The following is a 24522-nucleotide window of genomic DNA, read 5'->3' on the forward strand; positions in this document are numbered from 1 at the left end:
CTTGAGAGGGGGCGCTTGATCCTGGCCCCTCCCAAGGCCTGACAGCAGGCTGAAAACCTACCCCGGCAGAGCATCCCCCGGCTCATCGCGATGCAGCGCCACCTGGCGGATCGACAGGCGCAGCTCGGCGGACAGCACGCGCTTGGCCACGCCTTCGGCCAGTTCGCTGAGCTTGTCGTGGTAACCCAGCTTGCCGTTACCATCCGGCCGTAGCACACCCTGTTCGATCAAGGTCTGAATGAAGTGGCGGAACAAGGTCTTGTCGAAAAACTCCGGTGCATTCAGGCCATGCAGGATGGACAGGCGCTGGGCCATCATCACGCACAGATCCTCCAGTTCTTCGGCGCTCAGGCTCTTCTGACCGCTGTTGAGCAGCAGCGAAGTGGCCATGTAGAAGCGCTGCAAGGTCTGGGTGATGGTGCGGGCGAGCAGGGTCAGCAGCACGAACTGGCGAGAGCTCGGCGCTGGGCGCATGTACAGGTCGTTCTCGTGACGCAGCAGGCCTTGTTCGACCAGCGCTGCCAGCCACTGGTCGATCACCTCGTCCAGTTGCGCAGGCGTCCAGCGCAGGAACAGCTCGGCCTGCAGGTACGGGTACAACGCATGCACGTACTGGCCGAGCAATTCGCGACTCATGCGCGAGCTGCTGAGGAAGAAACTGGCCAGCAGCGCCGGCAGGGCGAAGATGTGCATGACGTTGTTGCGGTAATAGGTCATCAACACCGCGTTGGCTTCATCCAGATACAGGATGCGGCCCAGGGCGTCCTTCTGCTCGGCCAGCAGGTCCATGCCGCGAACGTGCTCGATCAGCGCCAGGCCGTCGCCTTCGGGCAAGGTGGTGTGCTCGGAGTAAGGCACCTGGCGCAGCAACGCCAGGTACAGGTCCAGCACTCGGGTCAGGGCGCGCTCGTCCAACGCCAGGCGGCTGGTGGAGAGCAAGGCCAGCGCCACCAGGTTGACTGGGTTGACCGCCGCAGCTTCGTTGAGGTGACGGGCCACGGTTTCGCCCAGGCGGGTGGTGGCTTCGTTCAGCCAGGCCGGGCGGTACTGTGGGCCCAGTTCCTGCTCGCGCCAGCCAGGCTGCTGTTCGTCGAGGAAGCTGGCCAGGCGGATCGGCTCGCCGAAGTTGACGTAGACCTGGCCGAAGCGCTGCTTGAGTGCGCCGAAGACCTTGAAGATGTCGAAGATCGACTCCTTCTTCTTGCTCGCGCCACGCAGTTCGCCGAGATAGGTACGGCCTTCGAGCACCCGCTCGTAGCCGATGTACACCGGCACGAACACGATCGGCGTGCGCGACGAGCGCAGGAAGCTGCGCAGGGTGATCGCCAGCATCCCGGTACGCGGCTGCAGCATGCGCCCGGTGCGCGACCGGCCACCTTCGACGAAGTACTCGACCGGGAAGCCCTTGGTGAACAAGGTGTGCAGGTATTCATTGAATACGGCGGTGTACAGCGGGTTGCCCTTGAACGTGCGGCGCATGAAGAAGGCGCCGCCACGGCGCAGCAGGCCGCCGATCACTGGCATGTTCAGGTTGATGCCGGCGGCAATGTGCGGCGGCGTCAGGCCGTTGCGGAACAGCAGGTAGGACAGCAGCAGGTAGTCGATGTGGCTGCGGTGGCAGGGCACGTAGATCACTTCGTGGCCCGGGGCGATGCCCTGCACCTGCTCGATGTGGTTGACCTTGATACCGTCGTAGATCTTGTTCCAGAACCAGCTCAGCACCACTTCGAGGAAGCGGATCGCGGTGTAGGTGTAGTCCGAGGCGATTTCGTTGCCATAGCGCAGCGCCAGGGCTTCGGCCTTGGCCACGGGCATGTTCTCGCGCTGGGCTTCTTCGGCGATGGCCTGGCGAACAAGCGGGGCATGCACCAGGCCCTTGACCAGGTTGCGCCGGTGCGAGAGGTCCGGGCCGATCACAGCGGTCTTCAGGTTGCGAAAGTGCACGCGCATCAGGCGCTGGGCCATGCGCACGGTGCGCTCGTGGCCTTTGTTGTGCTGCACCAGTTCGCGCAGGTGGATCGGTGCGGAGAACTGCACGCGGGTCTTGCGCCCCAGGATCAGCACGGTCAGCAACCGGCGCAGGCGCCCGGTCACGGCCCAGCTGTCGGCGAACAGCAGCTTCCACGGGCTGTTTTCACTGGCCGGGGTCTGCCCCCAGAACACGCTGACCGGAATGATCTGCGCGTCCTCCTCGGCGTGCTGGCTGATGGCGGCGACCAGGCGTTCCAGGGTCGGTGGCGCGCCGCGCTTGTCGTGGCGGCCGAGCCAGTCCGGGTCCGGCGTCAGGTAGAAGAACGCGGCAGGTTCATGCAGCGGGCCGACCGCAACCGGCAGTACCGGGCGCGGAAGCCCCGCTTTGGTGCACTCACGGTCGACCACCGCCAGGTCGGTGAGCGATGGCGAGGGCAGGGCGTAGAACACCGGGCGGCTGCGGTCGAGATTGAGCGTCAGGGACGACTGGTTGATGGTCTCGGAGCGCACCCACAGGTACATCAGGCGACGCAGGGCGCCGAAAATCAGGCGGCGCAGGGGGGAACGGGTCATGGGGTGAGTGCCCTGGGAGTGAATTTCTGAGAATAGACAGCCATTTAGTCTGCCGTATCGGCGTAAGTTCAGCAAAATTCGGTAAATAGCGCGACGGTCATGAATTTTTTTTGTTCTGTGTCATATACTCGGCCTGCCGCTTGCAGGATATTTCGGCAAGCGGCGTCGACATAGGGAGGACACCCTGTGTCTACAAGGCGATCTTCACAATAAAAATCCGGAGTAGTTCAGATGTCGTCTCGTGAGACTGGGAATGTTAAGTGGTTCAACGATGCCAAAGGTTATGGCTTCATTCAGCGCGAAGGTGGTGCGGATGTGTTCGTCCACTATCGGGCGATCCGCGGTGAGGGGCATCGTACCCTGGTCGAAGGGCAGCGGGTGGAATACGCCTGCGTGCAGGGCCAGAAAGGCCTGCAAGCCGAGGACGTAGTCGGGCTCTGAGCCTCATGTGGTAAGCCTCAAGCTGCAAGTTGACCGTGTAACTTGCAGCCTGAAGCAACCGGTTTCAGCTGGTGCGCCAGGTGATTTCCTCTTCACCGTCGGCGCTGATGCGGATCCAGCGATCAGCATCTTCTTCACCGTCTTCCTCGACCCAACCACCCGGTGCACAGCGCACTTCGACGTTCAGTGCGGCGAACGCAGCACGGGCGCAGGCGACGTCATCGGCCCATGGGGTCTGGTCGCTTTCCAGGTACAAGCTGTTCCATTTCCCTACAGCTTTGGGTAACCAGGTGACTGGAATGTTACCGGCCTGGCATTTGAAGGTCTGGCCTTTCTGCTTCCATTCGCTGCACGGGCCGATCGCCTGGCTGAGCCACTCGGCAATCTGCTTGTGGTCGACGTCGGCGTCCTTCAGGTAGATCTCGATATCAGGTTGGCGCATAAGGGCTCCGGTGTGCTCAGTGTTGGCGCACGAAATAGTCATAACGCATGGAAACCGTTACCTCGAAGGGTTCGGCCTGGTCGATCACCCGGGCGCGCTTCTCGGCGCTGGCGCGCCAGCCGTGCGGAGTCATCGCCAGCAGGTCGGCGCGGGCCTTGGGTTCGGCCAGGCTCAGGCGGAACTCGAGGGTTTCGCTGTGGGCGTGGGCCATGCCCTCGGGCACCAGGGCCAGGTGCTTGTCGTCGGCGTAGGGGCGCACTTCATCGTAGAGCACTTCGCGCAGCTCCATCAGGTGGCCGCTGGTCGGGCCCACGCGCATCAGGCCGCCACCGGGGCTCAACAGGCGCTTGGCCTCGTCCCAGTCGAGCGGGCTGAACACGCTGGCGATGAACTGGCAGCTGGCGTCGGCCAACGGCACGCGGGCCATGCTGGCGACCATCCAGGTCACCTCGGGGGCGCGGCGACAGGCGCGCTTGACCGCCTCGCGAGAAATGTCCAGGGCATAGCCATCGGCGGCCGGCAGGGCCTGGGCGATCTGTGCGGTGTAGTAACCCTCACCGCATCCGATGTCCAGCCAGGCGCCCGGCTGACGCTCGGCGGCCAATTCCGCCAGGCGGCGGGCCACCGGGGCGTAGTGGCCGGCGTCGAGGAAATCGCGGCGGGCTTCGACCATGGCCTGGTTATCGCCCGGGTCACGGCTGTTCTTGTGCTGCACCGGCAGCAGGTTCAGGTAACCCTGGCGGGCGCGGTCGAAGCGGTGGCCGGCCGGGCACACCACACCGTTGTCGAGCCGCGACAGGGCAGCCTGGCAGAGGGGGCAGGCGAGCATCAGGCGAGCAACCGGACCAGGGTCTGGTAGTAGATTTCGGTCAGCAGGTCGAGGTCGCTGGCCAGGATCCGCTCGTCGACCTGGTGGATGGTAGCGTTGACCGGGCCGAGCTCGACCACCTGGGTGCCCATGGTGGCGATGAAGCGGCCATCGGAGGTACCGCCGCTGGTCGATGGCTCGGTGTCGCGGCCGGTGACGCCCTTGATGCTGGCTGCCACGGCGTCGAGCAGTTCACCCGGTTCGGTGAGGAACGGCAGGCCCGACAGTGCCCAGTCGATCGACCAGTCCAGCTCGTGTTTATCGAGGATGGCCGATACCCGCGCCTGCAGGCCTTCGACGGTCGACTCGGTGGAGAAACGGAAGTTGAACAGTGCGGTCAGCTCGCCCGGGACCACGTTGGTGGCGCCAGTGCCGGCATTGAGGTTGGAGATCTGGAAGCTGGTCGGCGGGAAGAACGCATTGCCTTCGTCCCAGTGTTCGGCTGCCAGCTCCGCCAGGGCCGGGGCGGCCAGGTGAATCGGGTTGCGCGCCAGGTGCGGGTAGGCGACGTGGCCTTGCTTGCCGCGTACGGTCAGCTTGGCGCCGAGCGAGCCGCGACGGCCGTTCTTGACCACGTCACCGAGCAGGGTAGTGCTCGACGGCTCGCCGACGATGCACCAGTCCAGGCGCTCGTTGCGCGCTTTCAGGCGCTCGACCACCGCCTTGGTGCCGTGGTGGGCCGGGCCTTCCTCGTCGCTGGTGATCAGGAAGGCGACCTTGCCGCGGTGGCCCGGGTAATCCTGCACGAAACGTTCACTGGCGATCACCATCGAGGCCAGGCTGCCTTTCATGTCGGCGGCGCCGCGGCCGCAGAGCATGCCGTCGGCGTCGATTAATGCTTCGAACGGCTCGTGCTGCCACTGCTGCACCGGGCCGGTGGGGACCACGTCGGTGTGGCCGGCAAAGCACAATACCGGGCCGTCCTGGGTACCGTGGGTGGCCCAGAAGTTGTCGACGTCTTCAATGCGCATCGGCTCCAGCTGGAAGCCCACGGCGCCGAGGCGGTTCATCATTTGCGCCTGGCAGTCGGCATCCACAGGGGTGACCGAGGGGCGGCGGATCAGGTCGCAGGCCAGTTGAAGGGTAGGCGAGAGCTCGGCAGGGGCCGTCATGGTAAAACTCCGAAAGCAGGGCAAGGCAGGCAAGGATCGGTAGTTTAAAGCAAAAACCTTTGCGTGAAGCGTGCGGTGTCGAGTGATCGCAGCGGAACGCTTGCCTTGCAGGAAAAAGGTTCACGCTGAATCCGGAGAACGGGTGGGGGTAGCTTGCATCGCCCCCCTAGAGGGGCAACCAACCCGCATCGAAAGGTAGAAGAGCGTTATGAATATCAAGCAGTGGATTGCCATGAGTATGGCACTGGGATGCAGCACAGCCGTGTTCGCCAGCACTACAGATGTTATCGTCACCGGGGTGATCAAGCCGGCTGCATGCACGCCGTCCCTGAGCGGAGGCGGAACGTTCGACTTTGGTGTCATCTCGGCTACCGAGCTCAAACAGGACGACGTTACACACTTTATATCCCCTATCCAGCAACTTGCAGTGAGCTGTGATGCGCCAACTCGGTTCGCCTTGCGGGGCGTTGATGGTCGGGCAGGCACCTCCCTTTGGTCTGCCAGTAAAAGTCGTTTTGGCCTGGGTACCAATGATCTCGGCCAGAAAATTGGTGGTTATTTATTGCAAACGCTTGCCAGTACTTATGTCGCAGACGGGATCAGTCCAGTGACCCGTCTCGTTACGGCCAACAACGGCACATCCTGGGGGCCTGACAGCAACTCCAGTTTTTCCTACCTGTACAACGGCGCAGAGGGCCACTTTCACGGCTTTTCGGTAGGTGCGGATGTACCAAGTGCCATCAAGCAGTTGACCGCCGACCTGCAGATCGACATGAGCATCGCCCCGCTCAAGGACCTGACGGTCAACGATGACATCACCATCGATGGTGCTTCAACCATCGAAGTGTCCTACCTCTAAGGGCGCACAGAGCGCGCTTGTCGCGACGGTGGCAAGCGCTGCTCGGTCTTTTCCTTCGTTCGCTGCCCCATAGGGCCGCGAGCTTGTCTTGTACAGAGTCGAGCATGAGCATGTTGAAGCAATTGCTGTTGAGTGCTGGCTGCATTCTGCTGTCAACCAGTATCGCCCTGGCCGCCGGCATGGTCCCGGAGACTTCCGTGGTGATTGTCGATGAAGCCGAAGGCGAGGTATCGATCACGGTGCGAAATGATGATCCAGCCCCTGCACTGTTACTGGTAACCCTGCAGAATCTGCCGGAGGATGAAGAGCCCCTGCTGTTTCTCACCCAGCCCGCCTGGCGCGTCGAGGCCGGCGAGGAGCAGCGGGTGAGGTTCATGCTGCGTGCTACTGCGCCTTTGCGCACCCAGCGGTTGAAGCGAGTGATATTCGAAGGCGTGCCACAGCAGGAAGTGGCGGGTAAGCGTATAGCCAGGGTTGGGGTCAGTGTGAGGCAGAACCTGCCGGTGATCATTCACCCCAAGGGCCTGGCTCCCAACCGCTCACCCTGGGAGGGCTTGCAGTGGCGCTATGGCACGCAAGGTTTACAGGTTGAAAATCCGACTCCTTATGTGGTTCGGTTGGCGCAGGAAGTGAGGTTGATGCCCGCGAACGAGCAAGGCTACTTGCCACGCGCCTATATTTTGCCAGGGGAGACGCTTGAGGCCCGGCTGGAGTCGCCAGCCTCACAGGCCCCGCAAAGTATCAGGCTGTTCCCGGCCACGGTGTACGGCTTTGCCGTGGATGAATTTGAGGCTCCGTTACTCAGGGGCGAGAGTTGAATGTGCGGGCCGGGAGCAGGCGAGCGGCAAACTGGCATTGCCTGATGGCGCTTCCTTGGGCCTTTTTATTTTTTGAGTGCAGAGCCAACGATGGCAAGACATTCGATCTCGAACTGTTGCGTCAGCGGGGGGTGAGTGAAGAGCTTGCGGCCTACTTTGGTGAGATGCCGCGCTTCACCCCAGGCAATCACGTCGTGAGCCTGAAGATAAATGGTTCACGATCAGGGCAAGTACAGGCACGCTTTCTGGATGATGGCAGCTTGTGCATTGATGCAGACCTGCTGGACGCGGGAGGGATTCGGTTGCCGTCAGGTTCATTGAGTGCAAGCCCGGACTCCTGCATCGACTTGTTATCGAGTTACCCGCAGAGCCAGATACAGGCAGACCCTCAGTCCGCCAGTTTGACCATGGTGGTGCCTGCGCAAGCCCTGCGCCCGGCCGCTGCCGACGGTGATCTTTCGGCTTATGACTCAGGCGGGTTCGCTGCAGTGTTCAACTACGACGTGTCGATGCTCGATACGCGTTTCAACAGCGGCAGCAGCAGGGCCTGGACTGCCCTCACCGAGCCAGGATTTAACCTGGGGGACTGGATCGTGCGCAGCCGTCAGACTGCCAGTCTGGGGCAACAGGCAAGTCGGTTCAACGCACTGGAAACCTACGCCCAGCGAACGTTTACCGATCAGGCGGCCGTCTTGCAGGTCGGTCAGATCCACATGGGTAATCCCGTGCTCTCCGGCGTTTCTGTTGACGGTTTTCAGCTGTTTTCCGAGCAGTCCCTGGGGCATCTTCGACAACGACGCGTGGTTCAAGGTATCGCCAAATCCCAAGCGAGAGTGGAGATCTACCAGCGCAACCGCCTGGTGTATGCCACAGTCGTGCCGCCTGGTCCGTTTTCCATTGATACCCCTGCGCCAGTCGATGCCTTTGCCGAACTGGAGATGGCCATCCATGAAGCGGACGGTGAGGCGCGTCGTGTGACCTTGCCCGCCTCGCCCATGGCGGCGGAATTGTCAGGGGGATACCAGTTCGGCATCGGCCAACTTCGCCACAGCAGTACGACGTCACCTTGGGTACTCAGTGCCGGGTGGAGCGGGGGGGTACTTGATGGCGTGGCAATGGGTGGTGGTGTGCTTGCGACAGACAGCTATCAGGCCACAGGGTTTGCTCTTGGCGCTCAGCCGTGGACGCACGCCCAGATGCAGTGGTCGCTGGGTTACTCGCAGCCTTTGCGTCAGGAAGGAGGAATGCAGAGCCAGGTTACCCTTAGCCAGCAGTTTGGCGGCGGGTGGGGAGCGGGCTTGTCCTATGGACGGCAGAACCGAAGTTATCAGGACCTTATGCAGGCGCTTGACCCGTCAGCGCACTTGGGGGGCTTGCGCGATTTCTTCAGCGTCAGCCTGTCTTGGCAGGGCACCGGGCTGGGCAACTTCAGTGTCGGTGGCGGCCAGTCGCAAACGCATGATGGCAAGACCCGCAGCCATGCAAACCTGCGCTGGGGAGCGACATTGCGGCAGGTGTCGTTGAATGCTGGTGTGGAATGGAGTTTCAGGGGGGAAGACGATCGAGGGCGTCTGGTTTACGTGAGCGCTAGCTTGCCATTGGCCACCCATCGTCGGCTGAGCACCTCGACCCGAAGTTCGGGCAACAGGTACCGCTCTTCCTTCAACCTGCGCGAGCAAGTCAGCGAATCGTTAGGTTATCGCCTCGGTGCCAGCCACGATAGCCATGATTCGGCACTGCGCCCCAGTGCCGGCGTTTCCTGGTTGGCACCCTTCAGCCAGGTGCAGCTGGACTACACAAAGACTGGCAACTCCGCACGAACCGTGGCAGCCAACCTGCGCGGCGGGGCCGTTGGGCATGCACAAGGCATCACGTTATCGCCCTATGCCATTCAGGACACGTTCGCACTCATCGAGGTGGGTGATGTGCAAGGAGTGAAAGTCGATACGCCAAGCGGCCCTGTGTGGACCGATGGCGATGGCCGAGCCATTGCCTCACGGATCAGTCCCTACGCGGATAATCGGGTGCAGGTGCAGCCCCGAAGCCTGCCGCGCAATGTCGATTTGGCCAACAGCCTTGGCATCGTCCGTGCTGGTCGAGGCGCCGTTTCCCAATTGAGTTTCCTCGTCGAGCGGACCAGGCGTGTGCTGTTGCAGGCTGTGCAGGGCGATGGGCCACCCTTGGCGGAGAGTTCGATGGTAGTGGACGCCAGCGGAAGCTTCGTGACCATGGTGCAGGCGGGTGGCTTGATATTCCTGCATGACTTCCAAGAGCAAGAGCGCTATCAGGTGACCTCGCCAGACGGCTCTGGTTGCGCCCTTGAATTTACGCTCAGCGACAGCCCTAACCCGGAGCAATATTATGAAGCGACCACCGCACGCTGCCATGCGATCTGAATGCATGGGCAGTAAGCTTTGCCTGGCCTTGCTGTTGATGGGCATGAGCGGCGCTGCAGCCGCGCAGGGCTGCCAGATCACGCTCGTCCAGCCGCTGATCGATTACGGCAAGGTCAACAAGACCCAGTTGCACAGGCAAGGCGATCGCTACCTGCTGGGAGAGCGGCATCTGCAACTCACAGTCCAGTGTTCAAGAGAAACCGATATGGTTCTCAGCTATCAGGCTGATGGTGTCAATGGTGATGTTTTCGGTTTTGCTGGGCGAGGGCAGTATTCACTGCTGCTGGCTGATGCGCGACTCGATGGACGTCCGGTGGCGTTGGGAGCAGCCAGCTCGCGCAGACCCTGGCAGATGAAGGGCGACAAGGTTCGCTGGTTGCCAGACATGCAGCTCGCACCCCTACAGGCAAACGTGCCCCTTAAAGGCACAACCTTCACCGCTCGGCTGAGCGTAACTGGATGGCTCGACGCTACGTCGGACCTGTCGGGCGCTGCCGAGTTGCAGGCAAGTGGCATGTTGGCCGTCGGGGGCGCTGCCGTGGCCGTGGCATTGCAGGCCAGCGTTGTACCGGCAGCGTGTAGATTGCAGCTGGGTAATGACGGCCTCGTGGACTTCGGCGTGATCGAGGCAGGGCAGTTGTCTGTCAGCAAAACCAGTACCTTGCAACGCTCCTTGTCCGCCGCAGTGACATGTGACAGCCCTACTCGGTTCGCCCTTCGCGCGATGGATAACCGTCAGCCAGGAACGTTCAGCCATGTGCAAGGCGGCGCGCGTTCCATACTGTTTGGCGCGGGTAAAAAGGCCAATGACGGCCTGGCATGGTCATTGCGGTTCGAGGGGCCGGTGCTAGGAGACGGGCATGCATTGCAACCCCTGTATGCATCCCAAGATGGAGCTGGCTGGGAGCCCACCCCATTGGCAGTTTTCCTTCACACGGACAATCGCCTGCTGGGGTTCGCGAGCCGCGATGGCACGGCTGCCGGGCCTGCCTTGATCAGGCAGCTCGACGCCATGCTGATGGCGGAGCTGTATGTCGCGCCGTTGCGCCAACTCGACCTGCGTGACGAGACGCCCATCGATGGTGCTGCCACCCTGGAGCTCATCTATCTGTGAAGATGAGCTCCAGGGTGGCAGCCCGGCTCAAGTGTGTGCTGGTTGCGCTTCGGCTACAGGCTTTGGCAGCGAAGACAGGAAAGCCATCACCAACGCCGCCGCATACGGCAGCGACTGCACCAGCAGCATCGCCACCCAGAAGCGCATGTCCGAGCTCGGCAGCCCCTGCACCAGGAAGATCCCGGCCGCTGCGCCCCACAGCAGCAGCATGATGAACAGTTCTTCCCGCGCTTCGGAAATCGCCACCAGCAAGCCATGGCTGTCGGCATTCTTCGGAGTGCGGAAGAACGGCATGCTGCTGGTGAAGAACCCGTACAGCACCGCCTTGGCGATGGTGTGCGACAACGCCAGCCCCGCCAGTGCCGCGGCAAAGGCATCCTTGAGGTTCACCCCCACCGCGCGGCGGTACAGGAAGATGATCTTGCCGACCTTGAAGAAGAACAGCGCCAACGGCGGGATGGCGAAGATCATCAGCGGCGGGTCGACCCGGTGCGGCACGATGATCATCGCGGCCGACCACAGCAGTGCGCCGACGGTGAAGAAGATGTTCATGCCATCGGCGATCCACGGCAGCCAGCCGGCCAGGAAGTGATAGCGCTGGCCCCGGGTCAGCTCGCTGTCCTTGCCGCGCAGCAGGGCGCTGGCGTGGTGCTTGATGATCTGGATGGCGCCATAGGCCCAGCGGAAGCGCTGCTTCTTGAAGTCGATGAAGGTATCGGGCATCAGGCCCTTGCCGTAGCTGTTGTGGGCATAGGCGGCCGATAGGCCTTTCTCGAAGACGCGCAGGCCCAGTTCGGCATCCTCGCAGATGCACCACTCGGCCCAACCCAATTCTTCCAGTACGCTGCGCCGGGTCATGGTCATGGTGCCGTGCTGGATGATCGCATCACGATCGTTGCGGGTGACCATGCCGATGTGGAAGAAGCCCTTGTATTCGCTGTAGCAGAGTTTCTTGAAGGCGCTCTCGTTCTGGTCGCGGTAGTCCTGTGGCGACTGCACCACGGCGATCTTCGGGTCGGCGAAGTGCGGCACCATGTGCTTGAGCCAGTTGCGGTCGACGCAGTAGTCCGAGTCGATCACCGCGATCACTTCGGCGTCCTTGGCGGTGTGCGGGATCAGGTAGTTCAGCGCGCCGCCCTTGAAACCGGCCAGGGGCGCGACGTGGAAGAACTTGAAGCGCTCGCCGAGCTTCTCGCAGTGGGCTTTTAGTGGCTCCCACACGGCAGGGTCCTTGGTGTTGTTGTCGATCACCAGCACTTCATAGTCCGGGTAATCCAGCGCGGCGAGGGCGTCGAGGGTCTGTTTGACCATCTCCGGTGGCTCGTTGTAGCACGGCACATGCACCGACACCTTGGGCCGGTAGGCACTGTCGCCCTGTACCGGCAGGAATTCGCGCCGGCGCTTGAGCGTCCACACCGCTTCGGCCAGTTCGTGGGCTTCGGTCATCAGTACGATGAACACGCCCAGCGCGCCCAGCGCCAGCAGCACTCCGACGGTAAGGCTGAACCAGGTGCTGTATTGCTGGCTGTAGTCATAGGCGATCCACACCAGCACCGACCCGCACAGGAAGGTGATGAACGTGAGGAAGGTGCGGCCGCGCTGGCGCAAGGCCGAACCATCGATCAGCAGCACGGCCAGGGCGATCATGGCCAGTACCACCGAGGCGACCGCCAAGGCCCGCCACTGCGGGATCGCCACCACCGGCCCCTCGAAGTTGAACTTCTGCTGGCGCTCGGCGTTGTACACGCCCCAGTAGGCGCCCACCGAGCCTTCGTCGTTGGCTTTCCAGGGCTGGTCGTAGGCCTCGATGACGAAGTAGTTGTAGCCACGGCGGTTGAGGGCGTTGACCAAGGTGCGCAGGTAGATGGCCTGGTCGGCCTGGGTGGCGTCGGCACCACCGCGCATGCGGCCGTTGCTCGGCCAGCCGACTTCCGACAGCAGCAGCGGCTTGTGCGAGAACTGGTGGCGTAGCTCGCGGGCGCGGTCGAGGACGAACTGCACCGAGTCTTTCATCGGCACGAATTCCCAGTACGGCAGGATGTGCGCGGCGATCAGGTCGACGTGCTTGGCCAGTTCCGGGTGTTCCTTCCAGATGTGCCACTGTTCACTGGTGGTGACCGGCACCTTGACGGCGGCACGTACCCGATCGAGGTACTTGATCAGCTCTTCGGGCGTGACTTCCTCGCGGAACAGCGCTTCGTTGCCGACCACCACCCGCACCACGCTGCGTGAATGGTTGGCCAGCTCGATGCCTTTTTCGATCTCGCGTTCGTTGCGCTCCAGATCTTTGCTGATCCAGATGCCCAAGGTCACGCGCAGGCCGAATTCTTCGGCCAGCCGCGGGATCTCGGCCTGGGTGCCCTCGACGGTGTAGATACGAATGTTGTCGGTGAGCTTGTTCATCTGGTCCAGGTCCTGGCGCATCTCGTCTTCGCTGGGGTATTGGCCCTTTTGCGGGCTTTCCCCAAGGCGGAACGGCGAGTACGAGAAGCCGGAGATCTGTTCCGGCCAGGCAGGTGCGGAGACTGGGCGATTGATCAGCGCCCAGAACCCGGTGAACAGCGCGGCGATGGCCAGGACCACCACCAGGTTGAGGCCGAACTTGCGTGATGACATTGTGGTCCGCTTTTGTCTAAGTGATGAGATATTAAAGCAGTAATGCCAGGGTGTTTCCTAACGATGGAGGTGAAAGCGGCCGCTGGCCTATAATGCGCGCCGATTTTTGCGTATGAGTGTCGGGGTAGCAACATGAGCACAGAGGATCCACGCTTTGCCGGCGTTGCGCGGTTGTACGGCGACGAAGGGCTGCAGCGTCTGAGCAACGCCCATGTGGCGGTCGTCGGCATCGGCGGGGTCGGTTCATGGGCGGCCGAAGCCCTGGCGCGCAGTGGCGTGGGCGAAATCACCCTGTTCGACCTGGACGATGTCTGCGTCAGCAACACCAACCGCCAGGCCCACGCCCTGGAAGGCCAGGTAGGGCGGCCCAAGGTCGAGGTCATGGCCGAGCGCCTGCGGGCGATCAATCCGGCGATCACGGTGCATGCGGTGGCGGATTTCGTCACCCGTGAGACCATGGCCGAGTACATCACCGAACAGATGGATGCGGTGATCGACTGCATCGACAGCGTGATGGCCAAGGCCGCGCTGATCGCCTGGTGCCGGCGCCGCAAGATTGCCATTGTCACCACCGGTGGTGCGGGCGGGCAGATCGACCCGACACAGATCCAGGTCGGCGACCTCAACAAGACCTTCAACGACCCGCTGGCCTCACGGGTGCGCTCGACCCTGCGTCGGGACTACAACTTCTCGCGCAATACCAGCCGCAACTATGGCGTGCCGTGTGTGTTTTCCAGCGAGCAGCTGCGTTATCCGAAGGGGGATGGCAGTGTCTGCCTGCAGAAGAGCTTTGTTGGCGAAGGCGTGCGCCTGGACTGCGCGGGGGGCTTTGGTGCGGTGATGATGGTGACCGCCACCTTCGGCATGGTCGCGGCGAGCAAGGCAATCGAGAAGCTGGTGGCTGGCGCGCGGCGGCCCTCGGAACGAGTAAAACCTGAATAGTTGTGTTGGGTTCTTCGGGCAAGCCCGCTCCCACAGGTAAAGCGTTGTCCTGAGGGTTTGCGCTATGTCTGTGGGAGCGGGCTTGCCCGCGAAGCAGACGCCGCCGATTCAGCAGGTGGACGCCAGCTCCGCCATCCGCAGCAACACCGCATGCAGGCCATTGCTGCGCGATGGCGACAATTGCCGCTCCAGACCTAGCCGAGTAAACCACCCAGGCAGATCCAGCTCGGCCAAATCCGCACTGGACAGACCTTGTACACGCACCAGCAACAGGGCCAGCAACCCGCGCAACAACCGCGCATCACTTGCCGCCTTGAATCGCCACTGGCCGTCGACATGTTCGGCGACCAACCACACCAGGCTTTCGCAGCCATGTACGCGATTAGCCTCGACCTTGTCCGCCTCACTCAGCGGCTCCAGCCGATCACCCCATTGCATCAGCAGGCGCGCCCGCTGCTCCCAGCCACGGGCCTGTTCGAAACTGGCCAATGCCTCCTGAGCCTGTACCGGCAAACTCATCGCAACAGCTCCAGGCCTTGGTCCAGCGCCTCGAAGAACCGTTGCAGGTCGTCACTGTCGTTATACAGCCCCAGCGACACCCGGATTGCCCCCTCCAGCCCCAGGCCCTTGAGCAGCGGCATGGCGCAGTGGTGCCCCGCGCGTACAGCTATGCCTTGTTCGGTCAGCATATGGGCGATATCGGCGTTGTGTACCCCTTCGATGACAAAGCTGGCCAGGGCCGTTTGTGGTGTACCAAGGACGCGTACACCCTCGCGGTCGGCCAGGCCACGCAGCAAGTGCTGGTGCAGGCTGGCTTCGTGGGCCTCGACGGCACGGCCATCGAGGCTGGCCAGGTAATCCAGCGTCGCACCCAGCCCGATCACCCCGGCGATCGGCGGGGTGCCGGCTTCGAAGCCCAGCGGTGCGGGGCGGAAACTGGCGCTCTGGTAGTCGGCCAGTTGCACCATTTCACCGCCGAACTGCCAATGACGCAGCAGTTCCAGGGCATGGCTACGGCCATACAGTACGCCGACACCTTCCGGCCCATACAGCTTGTGGCTTGAAAAGACATAGAAGTCGCAGCCCAACTGTTGCACATCATGGCGGCCATGGACCACGCCCTGAGCGCCATCAACCACGGTCAGCGCGCCTTGTGCACGGGCATGAGCCAGCAGCGCAGGCAGGGGTTGCCAGGTGCCGAGCACGTTGGACAGCTGGCTGACGGCGAGCACGCGGGTACGCGGGCCGATCAGCTGCAGCGCCTGGTCCAGGTCGATACGGCCGTGTTCGTCCAGCGGCAGCACCACCAGGCGCAGGTCGCGCCGCCGAGCCAGTTGCTGCCAGGGCAGCAGGTTGGCGTGGTGTTCCAGCGCGCTGATGGCAATCTCGTCGCCCGCTTCGAAACGGTGCTCCAGGCCATAGGCCAGCAGGTTAAGGGCTGAAGTGGCGCCATGGGTGAACACGATCTGCCGTGAGTCCGCGGCATTGAGCCAGGCGGCCACCTTGTCGCGGCTGGCCTCGAAAGCCTGGGTCGCCAGCGCGCCAGGCAGGTGCTGGGCGCGGTGCACGTTGGCGGCACCGTGGCCGTAATAATGGCTCAGGGCATCGAGCAACGCCTGGGGCTTCTGGGTCGTGGCGGCGCTGTCCAGGTAGGTCTGGTGCTGCCGTTGCAGGGCGGCGATGGCGGGGAAATCGGCGCGCCAGGGGGAGGGCTGGAACATGTTCGCGGGGCCTGGAATGAAAATCGGGTCTGGCGCGTGCACGCCAGACCCGATCTTAACACTTCAGCCCGTCAAGGTCCGCAGTTCGCGGGCAAGCCCGCTTCTGCCAGGGGCAAAGGTTCTCAGTTGTGGGCGTGCAGTGCCTCGTTCAGCTCGATGGCCGACTTGTGGGTCTTGCACTCCACGGCGCCGTTCAACGAGTTGCGGCGGAACAGCAGGTCGGTCTGGCCGGCCAGGTCGCGTGCCTTGACCACTTTCACCAGCTCGTTGTTCTCGTCGAGCAGGTTCACCTTGGTACCAGCGGTAATGTACAGGCCGGCTTCAACGGTGTTGCGGTCGCCCAGCGGAATGCCGATACCGGCGTTGGCGCCGATCAGGCAGCCTTCGCCGACCTTGATGACGATGTTGCCGCCACCGGACAGGGTGCCCATGGTCGAGCAACCGCCGCCCAGGTCCGAGCCCTTGCCGACGAATACGCCAGCGGAAACGCGGCCTTCGATCATGCCCGGGCCTTCGGTGCCGGCGTTAAAGTTGACGAAGCCTTCGTGCATGATGGTGGTGCCTTCGCCGATGTAGGCGCCCAGGCGCACGCGGGCAGTGTCGGCGATGCGCACGCCGGCAGGGACCACGTAGTCGGTCATCTTCGGGAACTTGTCCACCGAGAACACTTCCAGCAGCTCACCCTTCAGGCGTGCTTCCAGTTGCAGTTCGGCCAGTTCGCTCAGGTCGACGGCACCCTGGTTGGTCCAGGCCACGTTCGGCAGCAGCGGGAAGATGCCGGCCAGGCTCAGGCCGTGTGGCTTGACCAGGCGGTGCGACAGCAGGTGCAGCTTGAGGTAGGCCTCTGGGGTCGAAGTCAGCGCGGCGTCTTCGGCCAGCAGGGTGGCGACCAGCGGCTTGTGGCTTTCGGCCAGGCGGGTCAGCAGGGCAGCCTGGGCGGCGTCGACGCCTTTCACGGCTTCAGCCAGCTGGGCGGCTTGGGCGGTGGTGAAGGCGATGGCCTGGTTGCCACCTTCGTAGCCAAGGATCGGCGCTACTGCGGCGACCAGCTCGGCGCTCGGGTTGAGCAGGGGTTGTGCGTAGAACACTTCAAGCCAGGTGCCCTGGCGGTTCTGGGAGCCGACACCAAAGGCCAGGCTGAACAGGGTATTGGACATGTGATTACCTCGTGCGAAATAGGGTAGGGGCTCAGGCCAGCGCGGCGGCGTACAGATCGGGCTTGAAGCCGACCAGCGTGCGCTCGCCAAGGTCGAGCACCGGGCGCTTGATCATCGACGGCTGGGCGTGCATCAGTTCGACGGCCTTGGCCTGGTCGAGGTCGGCCTTGCTGGCGTCGTCGAGCTTGCGGAAAGTGGTGCCGGCACGGTTGAGGATGACTTCCCAGCCGTGTTCGTCGCACCAGCGGTTCAGGCGGTCGCGGTCGATGCCTTGGGTCTTGTAGTCGTGAAATTCGTAGGCGATGGCTTTGTCTTCGAGCCAGGTGCGTGCCTTCTTCATGGTGTCACAGGCTTTGATGCCGTAGAGCGTGTAGGTCATTGTGTGCATTGAGGCCACAGGCTGCCCCAATCTCTCCATTTCCGAATGTCAGTCGCGGGATTATGCGGGAACGATTGTATGAGCGCCACGGTGTCTGTATGTCTTGAGACTTTTGTTGCCTGTGAAACCGAGCGCCGCCCGCGCGGCGCATCGCGGATGAATCCGCTCCTACATTTGTTGCAACGTGCCGAACCTGTTACGCCATGGTTGCCAGCCTTGGTGCGTGTCTTGAGTCGTGCAAAGCGGCTGACAACCATGGCCTGTCAGGCATGGCCACGTTGCAACAGATGTAGGAGCGGATTCATCCGCGATGCGCCGCGCGGGCGGCGCTCGATCTCAGCACCTCCCCCCCACCAGGCATGCTCCCTCAGCCTCCCCAAAGCTCAAACCCGGTACCCCATCAAGTATCATCGTGTTACACATTCATCCACCACCTGCGACTATCGTGCAGCGGTCGCGTTTCGCCATACCCCGCTAACATATTGTTTCAATGGCGATCTCTCGCCACCGCTATCGTTTTTGGTTCACAAAGGAAGCTTTCACGGATGCAGTCCGCCTACACCGTCCTCATCCTGCTGACGCTGGTAAGCGTGTCGAAACTGGTCGGGCGGGTGATCCCGTTGCCGCTGCCACTGGTGCAGATCGCCGCCGGCGCGCTGCTGGCGTGGCCGACGCTGGGCCTGCATGTGGCCCTGGACCCAGAATTGTTCCTGTTCCTGTTCTTGCCGCCACTGCTGTTCGCCGACGGTTGGCGCATCCCCAAGCGCGAACTGTGGCGCATCCGTGGGCCCGTGGTGGCACTGGCCGTGGGGTTGGTGCTGTTCACCGTGGTCGGCGCCGGGTACTTCATCCACTGGCTGCTGCCGAGCATTCCACTGCCGGTGGCCTTCGCCCTGGCCGCCGTGCTGTCGCCCACCGATGCCGTGGCGGTGTCGGCCATCACCCAGGACCGCCTGCCGACCCCGCTGATGCACATGCTGCAAGGTGAGGCGCTGATGAACGATGCCTCCGGTCTGGTGACGTTCAAGTTTGCCCTGGCCGCCGCCATCACCGGGGCGTTCTCGCTGGCCGATGCCAGCTTCAGTTTCGTGCTGGTCGCCCTCGGTGGCCTGGCGGTGGGGGTGGGCCTGAGCTGGCTGATCGGCCGCCTGCGGGCCTGGATGATCGCCCGTGGCTGGGATGACCCGGCCACCCATGTGGTATTCATGCTGCTGTTGCCATTTGCCGCCTATGTGCTGGCTGAACGCCTGGGCGTGTCGGGCATTCTCTCGGCGGTGGCCGCCGGCATGATGCAGAGCTGGCTGGACCTGTTGCCGCGCCAGACCAGCACGCGGCTGCTCAACCGCAGCGTCTGGTCGCTGCTGGAGTTCGCCTTCAATGGCCTGATCTTCCTGCTGTTGGGCCTGCAGCTGCCGGACATCATCAAGGCTGTGGTCAGCCACGAGACCACCGTCTGGCCGACCCTGGCCTGGCGTTGCCTGGATGTGCTGGCGATCTTTGCCGCGTTGATTGTGCTGCGGTTCGTCTGGGTGCAGAGCATCTGGCGCTCGATTGGTGTAGTCCGTCGCTGGCGCGGTAAGCCGGCGCTGGTGTTGATGCCCACTGCGCGCTCCTGCTGGCTGCTGACGTTGGGCGGTGTGCGGGGGGCGGTGACCCTGGCGGGTGTGATGTCGGTGCCCTTGCTGATCGGCGCGGGCCAGGCGTTCCCTGAGCGCGACTTGCTGATCTTCATTGCTGCCGGGGTGATTCTGCTGTCGCTGATCAGTGCCTGTATTGCCCTGCCGTTTTTGTTGCGCGGGATCACCAAGAGCCCGGACGAACGGCTGCATCAGGAAGTGCAGGAAGCCTGGCGGCGTACGGCCGAGGCGGCGATCCATGCGCTTGAGGCTGAAGAAGTGATCGATGCCAGCGCGCCTCAGGATGCGGCCCAGGCGACCTTGGCCACGGAGTTGAAGGCGCGGCTGATGGCCGAATACCGGGATGAGCTGGACAGCTACAACGACACGGCTGAGGCACGGGCATTGGCCGAACAGATGGACTTGCTGGAGCGGCGTTTGCGCTTGCGTGCGCTGCGCGCGCAGCGGCTGGAGCTGTATAACCTGCATCGCCAGCATCTGGTGGGGGATGAGGTGGTCAGGCAGGTGTTGGGTGAGCTGGATTTGAGTGAAGCGAACCTGGGGCAGGTCAAGTAGATCTGCTTGAGGTCATTCGCGGGAAAGTCGGGGTGCCGAACCGCCGCCCCGACTTGCCCGCGAATGGGGCGCAAAGCGCCCCCAGATGCTATCAGCGGTTTTGCAGGAAAGCGCGAATCCGTTCGGCGGCCTCGATGCACTCGGCCAGCGGCGCAACCAGCGCCATGCGCACCCGGCCAGCGCCTGGGTTCACACCATTTACTTCACGCGACAGGTACGACCCCGGCACCACGGTCACGTGCTGGGCCTCGAACAGGTCGCGGGTGAACTCGGCATCACCGCCCGGCACCTTGGCCCACAGGTAGAAGCTGCCATCTGGGCGTTGCACGTCGAGCACGGGCTGCAGGATGTCGAGTACGGCATCGTACTTGGCACGGTACTGGTCGCGGTTCTCACGCACATGCGCCTCGTCCTGCCAGGCGGCGATGCTGGCCAGCTGGGTCTGCACCGGCATGGCACAGCCATGGTAGGTGCGGTACAGCAGGAACGGCTTGATGATCGACGCATCACCGGCGACGAAGCCCGAACGCAGGCCCGGCAGGTTGGAGCGCTTGGACAGGCTATGGAACACCACGCAGCGCTTGAAGTCACTGCGGCCGAGCTCGGCGCAGGCGCTCAGCAGGCCCGGTGGCGGCGCGTCTTCGTCGAAGTAGAGCTCGCTGTAGCACTCGTCGGCGGCGATCACGAAGTCGTGCTCATCGGCCAGGGCGATTAGCTTCTTCAGAGTGTCCATCGGCACCAGGGCGCCGGTGGGGTTGCCCGGCGAGCACAGGAAGAGGATCTGGCAGCGCTTCCAGACGTCGGCCGGCACGGCATCGAAGTCGGGGTTGAAGCCGTTGTCTTCCAGGCAGGGCAGATAGTGCGGGGTGGCACCGGCCAGCAGGGCTGCGCCTTCGTAGATCTGGTAGAACGGGTTGGGGCTGACCACCAGGCCGTCATCGGCGCGGTTGACCACGGCCTGGGTGAAGGCGAACAGGGCCTCGCGGGTACCATTGACCGGCAGGATATGGCGGTCGGCATCCAGCCAGCCGGTTGGCACGCCGAAGCGGCGCTCGCACCACTGGCCGATGGCCTGGCGCAGGGCCGGCAGGCCGATGGTGCTCGGGTACACCGCCAGCTTGTCGAGGTTGTCAGCCATGGCCTGGGCGACAAACGCCGGCGATTCGTGCTTCGGCTCACCGATCGACAGGGCGATGGCGCGTTTGTCCGCCGCAGGCTTCACAGTGCCCAGCAGGGCGCGCAGTTTCTCGAACGGGTAGGGCTGAAGCTGGGTCAAGGCATGGTTCATCGGCGCAAGGTCTCGTCAATCGTCTAATCGTTAAAAAGTCACGCGGGTGGGGCTGGCATCGTTGGCCTGGCCGGCCTGCAGCTGCTGCACGATGGCTTCCTGCAGGCGGCTGCACAGCTGCGGGTCGGACAGCGGCTGGTTGTCGGCATCGGTGATGAAGAACACGTCCTCCACCCGCTCGCCGAGGGTGGCGATCTTGGCGTTTTGCAGCGACAGGTCGAACTCCAGGAAGATCCGCCCGATGCGTGCCAGCAGACCAGGGCGGTCCGGTGCAGTGATCTCGAGGATGGTCACCGGGCGCTGGGCATCGTTGAGGATGGTCACCTGCGGCGGGAAGTTGAAGTGCTTGAGCTGGCGCGGCACCCGGCGCTGGATGATGTTCGGGTAGTCCTCCGGGTTGCGCAGGGCTTCGGTCAGGCCGTCGCGGATCTGCTTGACCCGTTGCGGATTGTCGCCGATCGAGCCGCCGTCGTTGTCGAGCACGATGTAGGTGTCGAGGGTGAACTGGCTGCTCGAGGTGATGATCCGCGCATCATGGATGTTCAGGTTCAGCTGCGACATGGCCGCCACGGTCACGGCGAAGAAGTCGTGCTGGTCGGGTGCGTAGATGAAGATCTGCGTGCCGCCCTCGAATTCGCGTTGGGTGGTTTCCTTGATCAGCACCAGCGGCCCGCCATCGGCCGGTTGCTGGAGAATGGCGTCGCTGTGCCAGGCCACGTCGGCGGCGGTGTGCTTGAGGAAGTAGTCATCGCCCAGCTGCGACCACAGTTGCTCGACGTCATCCGGGTCGGTGCCCTCGCGCACGAGGATGTCCAGCGCGGCGGATTGGGTCTGGCGGATCTGCTCCTCGCGGTCCAGCGGGTTTTCCAGGCCGCGGCGCAGGGCGCGCTTGGTCTCGGTGTAGAGCTGGCGCAGCAGGCTGGCGCGCCAGGAGTTCCACAGGCTGGGGTTGGTGGCGTTGATATCGGCTACGGTCAGCACATAGAGGTAGTCCAGGCGTGTCTCGTCGCCCACGTGCAGGGCGAAATCGTTGATCACCTGCGGGTCGGACAGGTCCTTGCGCTGGGCGGTGGTCGACATCACCAGGTGGTTCTGCACCAGCCAGACGATCAGCCGGCTGTCCCAGGCCGGCAACTGGTGGCGTTCGCAGAACTTCTGCGCATCCACCGCGCCGATCTCCGAGTGGTCGCCCTGGCGGCCCTTGCCGATGTCGTGGTACAGGCCGGCCAGGTAGATCAGTTCGGGCTTGGGCAGGCGGCCCATGAGCTTGCTGGCCAGCGGGAATTTCTCGGACACCGGCGTGTACTGCAGCTTGCGCAGGTGCTTGATGAGGTTGAGGGTGTGCGCATCGACCGTGTAGATGTGGAACAGGTCGTGCTGCATCTGCCCGACGATCAGGCCGAACTCCGGCAGGTAGCGGCCGAGGATGCCGTAGCGGTTCATCCGCCGCAGGTTGCGGTGGATGCCGATCTCGCACTTGAACAGTTCGATGAACAGGCTGGTGTTGCGGATGTCCTTGCGGAAGGTGTCGTCGATCAGGTGCCGGTGTTCGCGCAGCAGGCGCACGGTATCGGCGCGCACGCCCTTGATCTCCGGGTGCTGGGCCATCAGCACGAAGATCTCCAGCATGGCGAACGGGGTACGCTTGAACACGTTCGGCCTGACCGCTTCGATATAACCGTCATGCAGGCGGAAGCGGGCGTTCAGCGGCTGGGTGGTGCCGCTGTCGTCATCGGCAAGGATGACTTCTTCGAAGTGCTGGATGATCAGGTCGCACAACTGGCTGATGCTCATCACCACCCGGTAGTACTGCTGCATGAACTGTTCGATGGCGCGCTTGGGGTTGTCGTCGCTGTAGCCGAGCAGTGCGGCGATGCTGCGCTGGTGGTCGAACAGCAGGCGGTCCTCGGCGCGGCCGGCGAGCATATGCAGGGCATAGCGCACTTTCCACAGGAAGTCCTGGGAGGAGGCCAGCAGTTCGTTCTCGCTTTCCAGCAGGAAGCCTTCGCCGGCCAGGGCGTGCAGGTTCAGCGTGCCGTACTGGCGACGGGCTACCCAGAGTACCGTCTGGATGTCGCGCAGGCCGCCGGGCGAGCCTTTGACGTTGGGCTCGAGGTTGTATTCGGTGTCGTTGTACTTGTGGTGGCGGGCCTTGAGTTCGGCGCGCTTGGCCAGGAAGAACTCCTTGCTCGGCCACATGTAGGTGGTGCTGGTCACCTCGAGCATGCGCTGGCGCAGCTCTTCGGGGCCGGCAATGGTGCGGCTTTCCATCAGGTTGGTGATCACCGTCAGGTCAGCGCGGGCCTGTTCGGCGCACTCGCCAACGGTGCGCACGCTCTGGCCGACTTCCAGGCCGATGTCCCAGAGCAGGGTGAGGAAGCGCTCGATGGCCTCGCGGTACTGCTCATGCTCGGCGGCGCCGAGCAGGATCAGCAGGTCGATGTCCGAATGCGGGTGCAGTTCACCGCGGCCATAGCCGCCAACCGCCACCAGGGCGATACCGCTCGGGTCGCCCCAGTCGAACTGGTTCCAGGCCTGTTGCAGGATGTTGTCGACGAGCCAGGCACGGGCTTCGATCAATGGGCGGATTTCACAGCCCGTGCGAAAACGCCTGTCGAGCACCTCGCCGGCCTGGCGGATGGCTTTCTTGAAGGCGGCGATGGGGCTCGCCTTGAGGGCCAGTTCCGCCTGGAACTGGCCACGGTCGAACAGCTCGGGATCCACCTGGGGCATTGCGTCGCGTTCCTGTCTAGGGGTTGCCTTGGGTGCAATCAGGCCGAGGTGCGCGGGATGGTGTCGTCCTTGCGCAGGGTGAAGATCTCGTAACCGGTAGCCGTCACCACCAAGGTGTGCTCCCACTGGGCCGAGAGCTTGCGGTCCTTGGTGATGGCGGTCCAGCCGTCGCCCAGCACCTTGGTGTCGGCCTTGCCCTGGTTGATCATCGGCTCGATGGTGAAGGTCATGCCTTCCTTGAGCTCCATGCCGGTGCCGGCGCGGCCGTAGTGGAGGATCTGCGGCTCTTCATGGAACACCTTGCCGATGCCATGGCCACAGAACTCGCGCACCACGGAGAAACCGTTCTTTTCGGCGTGCTTCTGGATCACTTCACCGATGTCACCCAGGCGGCAACCCGGCTTGACCAGCTCGATGGCCTTGTACATGCATTCCTGGGTGACCTTGGAGAGGCGCTCGGCCCAGACCGGTACGGTGCCGACGTGGAACATGCGGCTGGTGTCGCCGTGGTAGCCGTCCTTGATCACGGTGACGTCGATGTTGAGCGTGTCACCGTCCTTGAGCGGCTTGTCGTTGGGGATGCCGTGGCAGACCACATGGTTGATCGAGGTGCAGATCGACTTCGGGTAGCCCTTGTAGTTGAGGGGCGCCGGGATGGCCTGCTGAACGTTGACGATATAGTCGTGGCACAGGCGGTCGAGCTCTTCGGTGGTGACACCGGGCTTGACGTGTTCTTCGATCATTTCCAGCACCTCGGCGGCCAGGCGGCCGGCGATGCGCATCTTCTCGATGTCTTCTGCAGTCTTGATGGTGACGGTCATTACAGGCTCTCTACGGCGCCGCAGGCGGCGCGAACAAACGGGAAAGGCCGGATTCTAGCAGAGCAGGGCGGCATTCTGT

Annotated in this window: 19 protein-coding genes; 7 read left to right on the forward strand and 12 right to left on the reverse strand. The window is 63.3% G+C overall.

Going from position 1 to position 24522, the window contains the following annotated elements; translation table 11 throughout:
- Positions 1 to 57 precede the first annotated feature (57 nt).
- On the reverse strand, positions 58 to 2544 hold the full coding sequence (gene plsB / locus ACIPZ5_RS08765) for a glycerol-3-phosphate 1-O-acyltransferase PlsB (RefSeq protein WP_400807836.1): 2487 nt from the start codon (positions 2542 to 2544) through the stop codon (positions 58 to 60).
- A gap of 231 nt (positions 2545 to 2775) precedes the next feature.
- Here plsB and ACIPZ5_RS08770 point away from each other — a divergent pair, with 231 nt between their 5' ends.
- On the forward strand, positions 2776 to 2985 hold the full coding sequence (locus tag ACIPZ5_RS08770; RefSeq protein ID WP_003252255.1) for a cold-shock protein: 210 nt from the start codon (positions 2776 to 2778) through the stop codon (positions 2983 to 2985).
- A gap of 64 nt (positions 2986 to 3049) precedes the next feature.
- On the opposite strand, the gene ACIPZ5_RS08775 is transcribed toward ACIPZ5_RS08770, so the two are convergent.
- The 3 genes from ACIPZ5_RS08775 to dapE are packed head-to-tail and all read right to left on the reverse strand — an operon-like array spanning position 3050 to position 5407.
- Positions 3050 to 3427, reverse strand: coding sequence for a hypothetical protein (locus ACIPZ5_RS08775; protein WP_085673285.1), 378 nt, complete (start codon positions 3425 to 3427; stop codon positions 3050 to 3052).
- A 16-nt stretch (positions 3428 to 3443) separates the two neighbouring features.
- Positions 3444 to 4256 carry a putative RNA methyltransferase gene (locus ACIPZ5_RS08780; RefSeq protein ID WP_343599857.1) on the reverse strand — a complete coding sequence of 271 codons (813 nt, stop codon included), beginning with the start codon at positions 4254 to 4256 and terminating at the stop codon, positions 3444 to 3446.
- Positions 4256 to 5407, reverse strand: a complete 1152-nt coding sequence (gene dapE, locus ACIPZ5_RS08785; protein WP_261942947.1) for a succinyl-diaminopimelate desuccinylase — start codon at positions 5405 to 5407, stop codon at positions 4256 to 4258. Before dapE ends, ACIPZ5_RS08780 begins: the two co-directional genes overlap by 1 nt.
- 208 nt (positions 5408 to 5615) lie before the next feature.
- Between dapE and ACIPZ5_RS08790 the strand changes: the two genes are divergently transcribed.
- The 4 genes from ACIPZ5_RS08790 to ACIPZ5_RS08805 all read left to right on the forward strand — a co-directional run bounded on the left by ACIPZ5_RS08790 (position 5616) and on the right by ACIPZ5_RS08805 (position 10594).
- A complete protein-coding gene (locus tag ACIPZ5_RS08790; RefSeq protein ID WP_400807838.1) occupies positions 5616 to 6266 on the forward strand; it encodes a DUF1120 domain-containing protein in 651 nt (216 codons plus the stop codon).
- A 104-nt stretch (positions 6267 to 6370) separates the two neighbouring features.
- On the forward strand, positions 6371 to 7084 hold the full coding sequence (locus ACIPZ5_RS08795) for a fimbria/pilus chaperone family protein (protein WP_343599861.1): 714 nt from the start codon (positions 6371 to 6373) through the stop codon (positions 7082 to 7084).
- A 44-nt stretch (positions 7085 to 7128) separates the two neighbouring features.
- Positions 7129 to 9480 (forward strand): fimbria/pilus outer membrane usher protein, encoded by a 2352-nt coding sequence (locus ACIPZ5_RS08800; protein ID WP_400807841.1) that lies wholly within the window; start codon positions 7129 to 7131, stop codon positions 9478 to 9480.
- Entirely contained in the window at positions 9446 to 10594 is a 1149-nt protein-coding gene (locus ACIPZ5_RS08805; RefSeq protein WP_400807842.1) for a DUF1120 domain-containing protein, read from the forward strand. The genes ACIPZ5_RS08800 and ACIPZ5_RS08805 overlap by 35 nt, the downstream gene beginning before the upstream one ends.
- Positions 10595 to 10621: 27 nt before the next feature.
- On the opposite strand, the gene ACIPZ5_RS08810 is transcribed toward ACIPZ5_RS08805, so the two are convergent.
- Entirely contained in the window at positions 10622 to 13210 is a 2589-nt protein-coding gene (locus tag ACIPZ5_RS08810) for a glycosyltransferase (RefSeq protein WP_343599866.1), read from the reverse strand.
- A gap of 132 nt (positions 13211 to 13342) precedes the next feature.
- On the opposite strand from ACIPZ5_RS08810, the gene tcdA reads away from it, so the two are divergent.
- The gene (gene tcdA, locus ACIPZ5_RS08815; protein WP_060512629.1) at positions 13343 to 14152 is read left to right on the forward strand and encodes a tRNA cyclic N6-threonylcarbamoyladenosine(37) synthase TcdA; all 810 of its coding nucleotides are present in this window, start codon (positions 13343 to 13345) and stop codon (positions 14150 to 14152) included.
- Between the two features lie 108 nt (positions 14153 to 14260).
- Here the strand turns inward: tcdA and ACIPZ5_RS08820 are convergent, their stop codons facing one another.
- The 4 genes from ACIPZ5_RS08820 to ACIPZ5_RS08835 form a co-directional block, all read right to left on the reverse strand.
- Complete coding sequence (locus tag ACIPZ5_RS08820; protein ID WP_313713425.1) at positions 14261 to 14671, reverse strand: SufE family protein; 411 nt, start codon at positions 14669 to 14671, stop codon at positions 14261 to 14263.
- A complete protein-coding gene (locus tag ACIPZ5_RS08825) occupies positions 14668 to 15873 on the reverse strand; it encodes a cysteine desulfurase (protein ID WP_343599867.1) in 1206 nt (401 codons plus the stop codon). The genes ACIPZ5_RS08820 and ACIPZ5_RS08825 overlap by 4 nt, the downstream gene beginning before the upstream one ends.
- Positions 15874 to 15995: 122 nt before the next feature.
- Complete coding sequence (gene dapD, locus ACIPZ5_RS08830) at positions 15996 to 17030, reverse strand: 2,3,4,5-tetrahydropyridine-2,6-dicarboxylate N-succinyltransferase (protein ID WP_343599868.1); 1035 nt, start codon at positions 17028 to 17030, stop codon at positions 15996 to 15998.
- A gap of 31 nt (positions 17031 to 17061) precedes the next feature.
- Positions 17062 to 17409 carry an ArsC family reductase gene (locus tag ACIPZ5_RS08835; protein ID WP_343599869.1) on the reverse strand — a complete coding sequence of 116 codons (348 nt, stop codon included), beginning with the start codon at positions 17407 to 17409 and terminating at the stop codon, positions 17062 to 17064.
- Between the two features lie 545 nt (positions 17410 to 17954).
- On the opposite strand from ACIPZ5_RS08835, the gene ACIPZ5_RS08840 reads away from it, so the two are divergent.
- Positions 17955 to 19601 carry a Na+/H+ antiporter gene (locus tag ACIPZ5_RS08840; RefSeq protein WP_343599870.1) on the forward strand — a complete coding sequence of 549 codons (1647 nt, stop codon included), beginning with the start codon at positions 17955 to 17957 and terminating at the stop codon, positions 19599 to 19601.
- A 91-nt stretch (positions 19602 to 19692) separates the two neighbouring features.
- On the opposite strand, the gene dapC is transcribed toward ACIPZ5_RS08840, so the two are convergent.
- The 3 genes from dapC to map are packed head-to-tail and all read right to left on the reverse strand — an operon-like array spanning position 19693 to position 24443.
- On the reverse strand, positions 19693 to 20889 hold the full coding sequence (gene dapC / locus ACIPZ5_RS08845; protein ID WP_261942958.1) for a succinyldiaminopimelate transaminase: 1197 nt from the start codon (positions 20887 to 20889) through the stop codon (positions 19693 to 19695).
- Positions 20890 to 20919: 30 nt separating this feature from the next.
- Positions 20920 to 23622: a [protein-PII] uridylyltransferase gene (locus ACIPZ5_RS08850; protein ID WP_400807847.1), complete on the reverse strand. Its 2703-nt coding sequence runs from the start codon at positions 23620 to 23622 to the stop codon at positions 20920 to 20922.
- Between the two features lie 38 nt (positions 23623 to 23660).
- Entirely contained in the window at positions 23661 to 24443 is a 783-nt protein-coding gene (gene map / locus ACIPZ5_RS08855) for a type I methionyl aminopeptidase (protein WP_004375406.1), read from the reverse strand.
- Positions 24444 to 24522 lie beyond the last annotated feature (79 nt).

It is taken from the genome of Pseudomonas sp. NPDC089428 (genome assembly GCF_044749325.1).
Taxonomy (GTDB): domain Bacteria; phylum Pseudomonadota; class Gammaproteobacteria; order Pseudomonadales; family Pseudomonadaceae; genus Aquipseudomonas.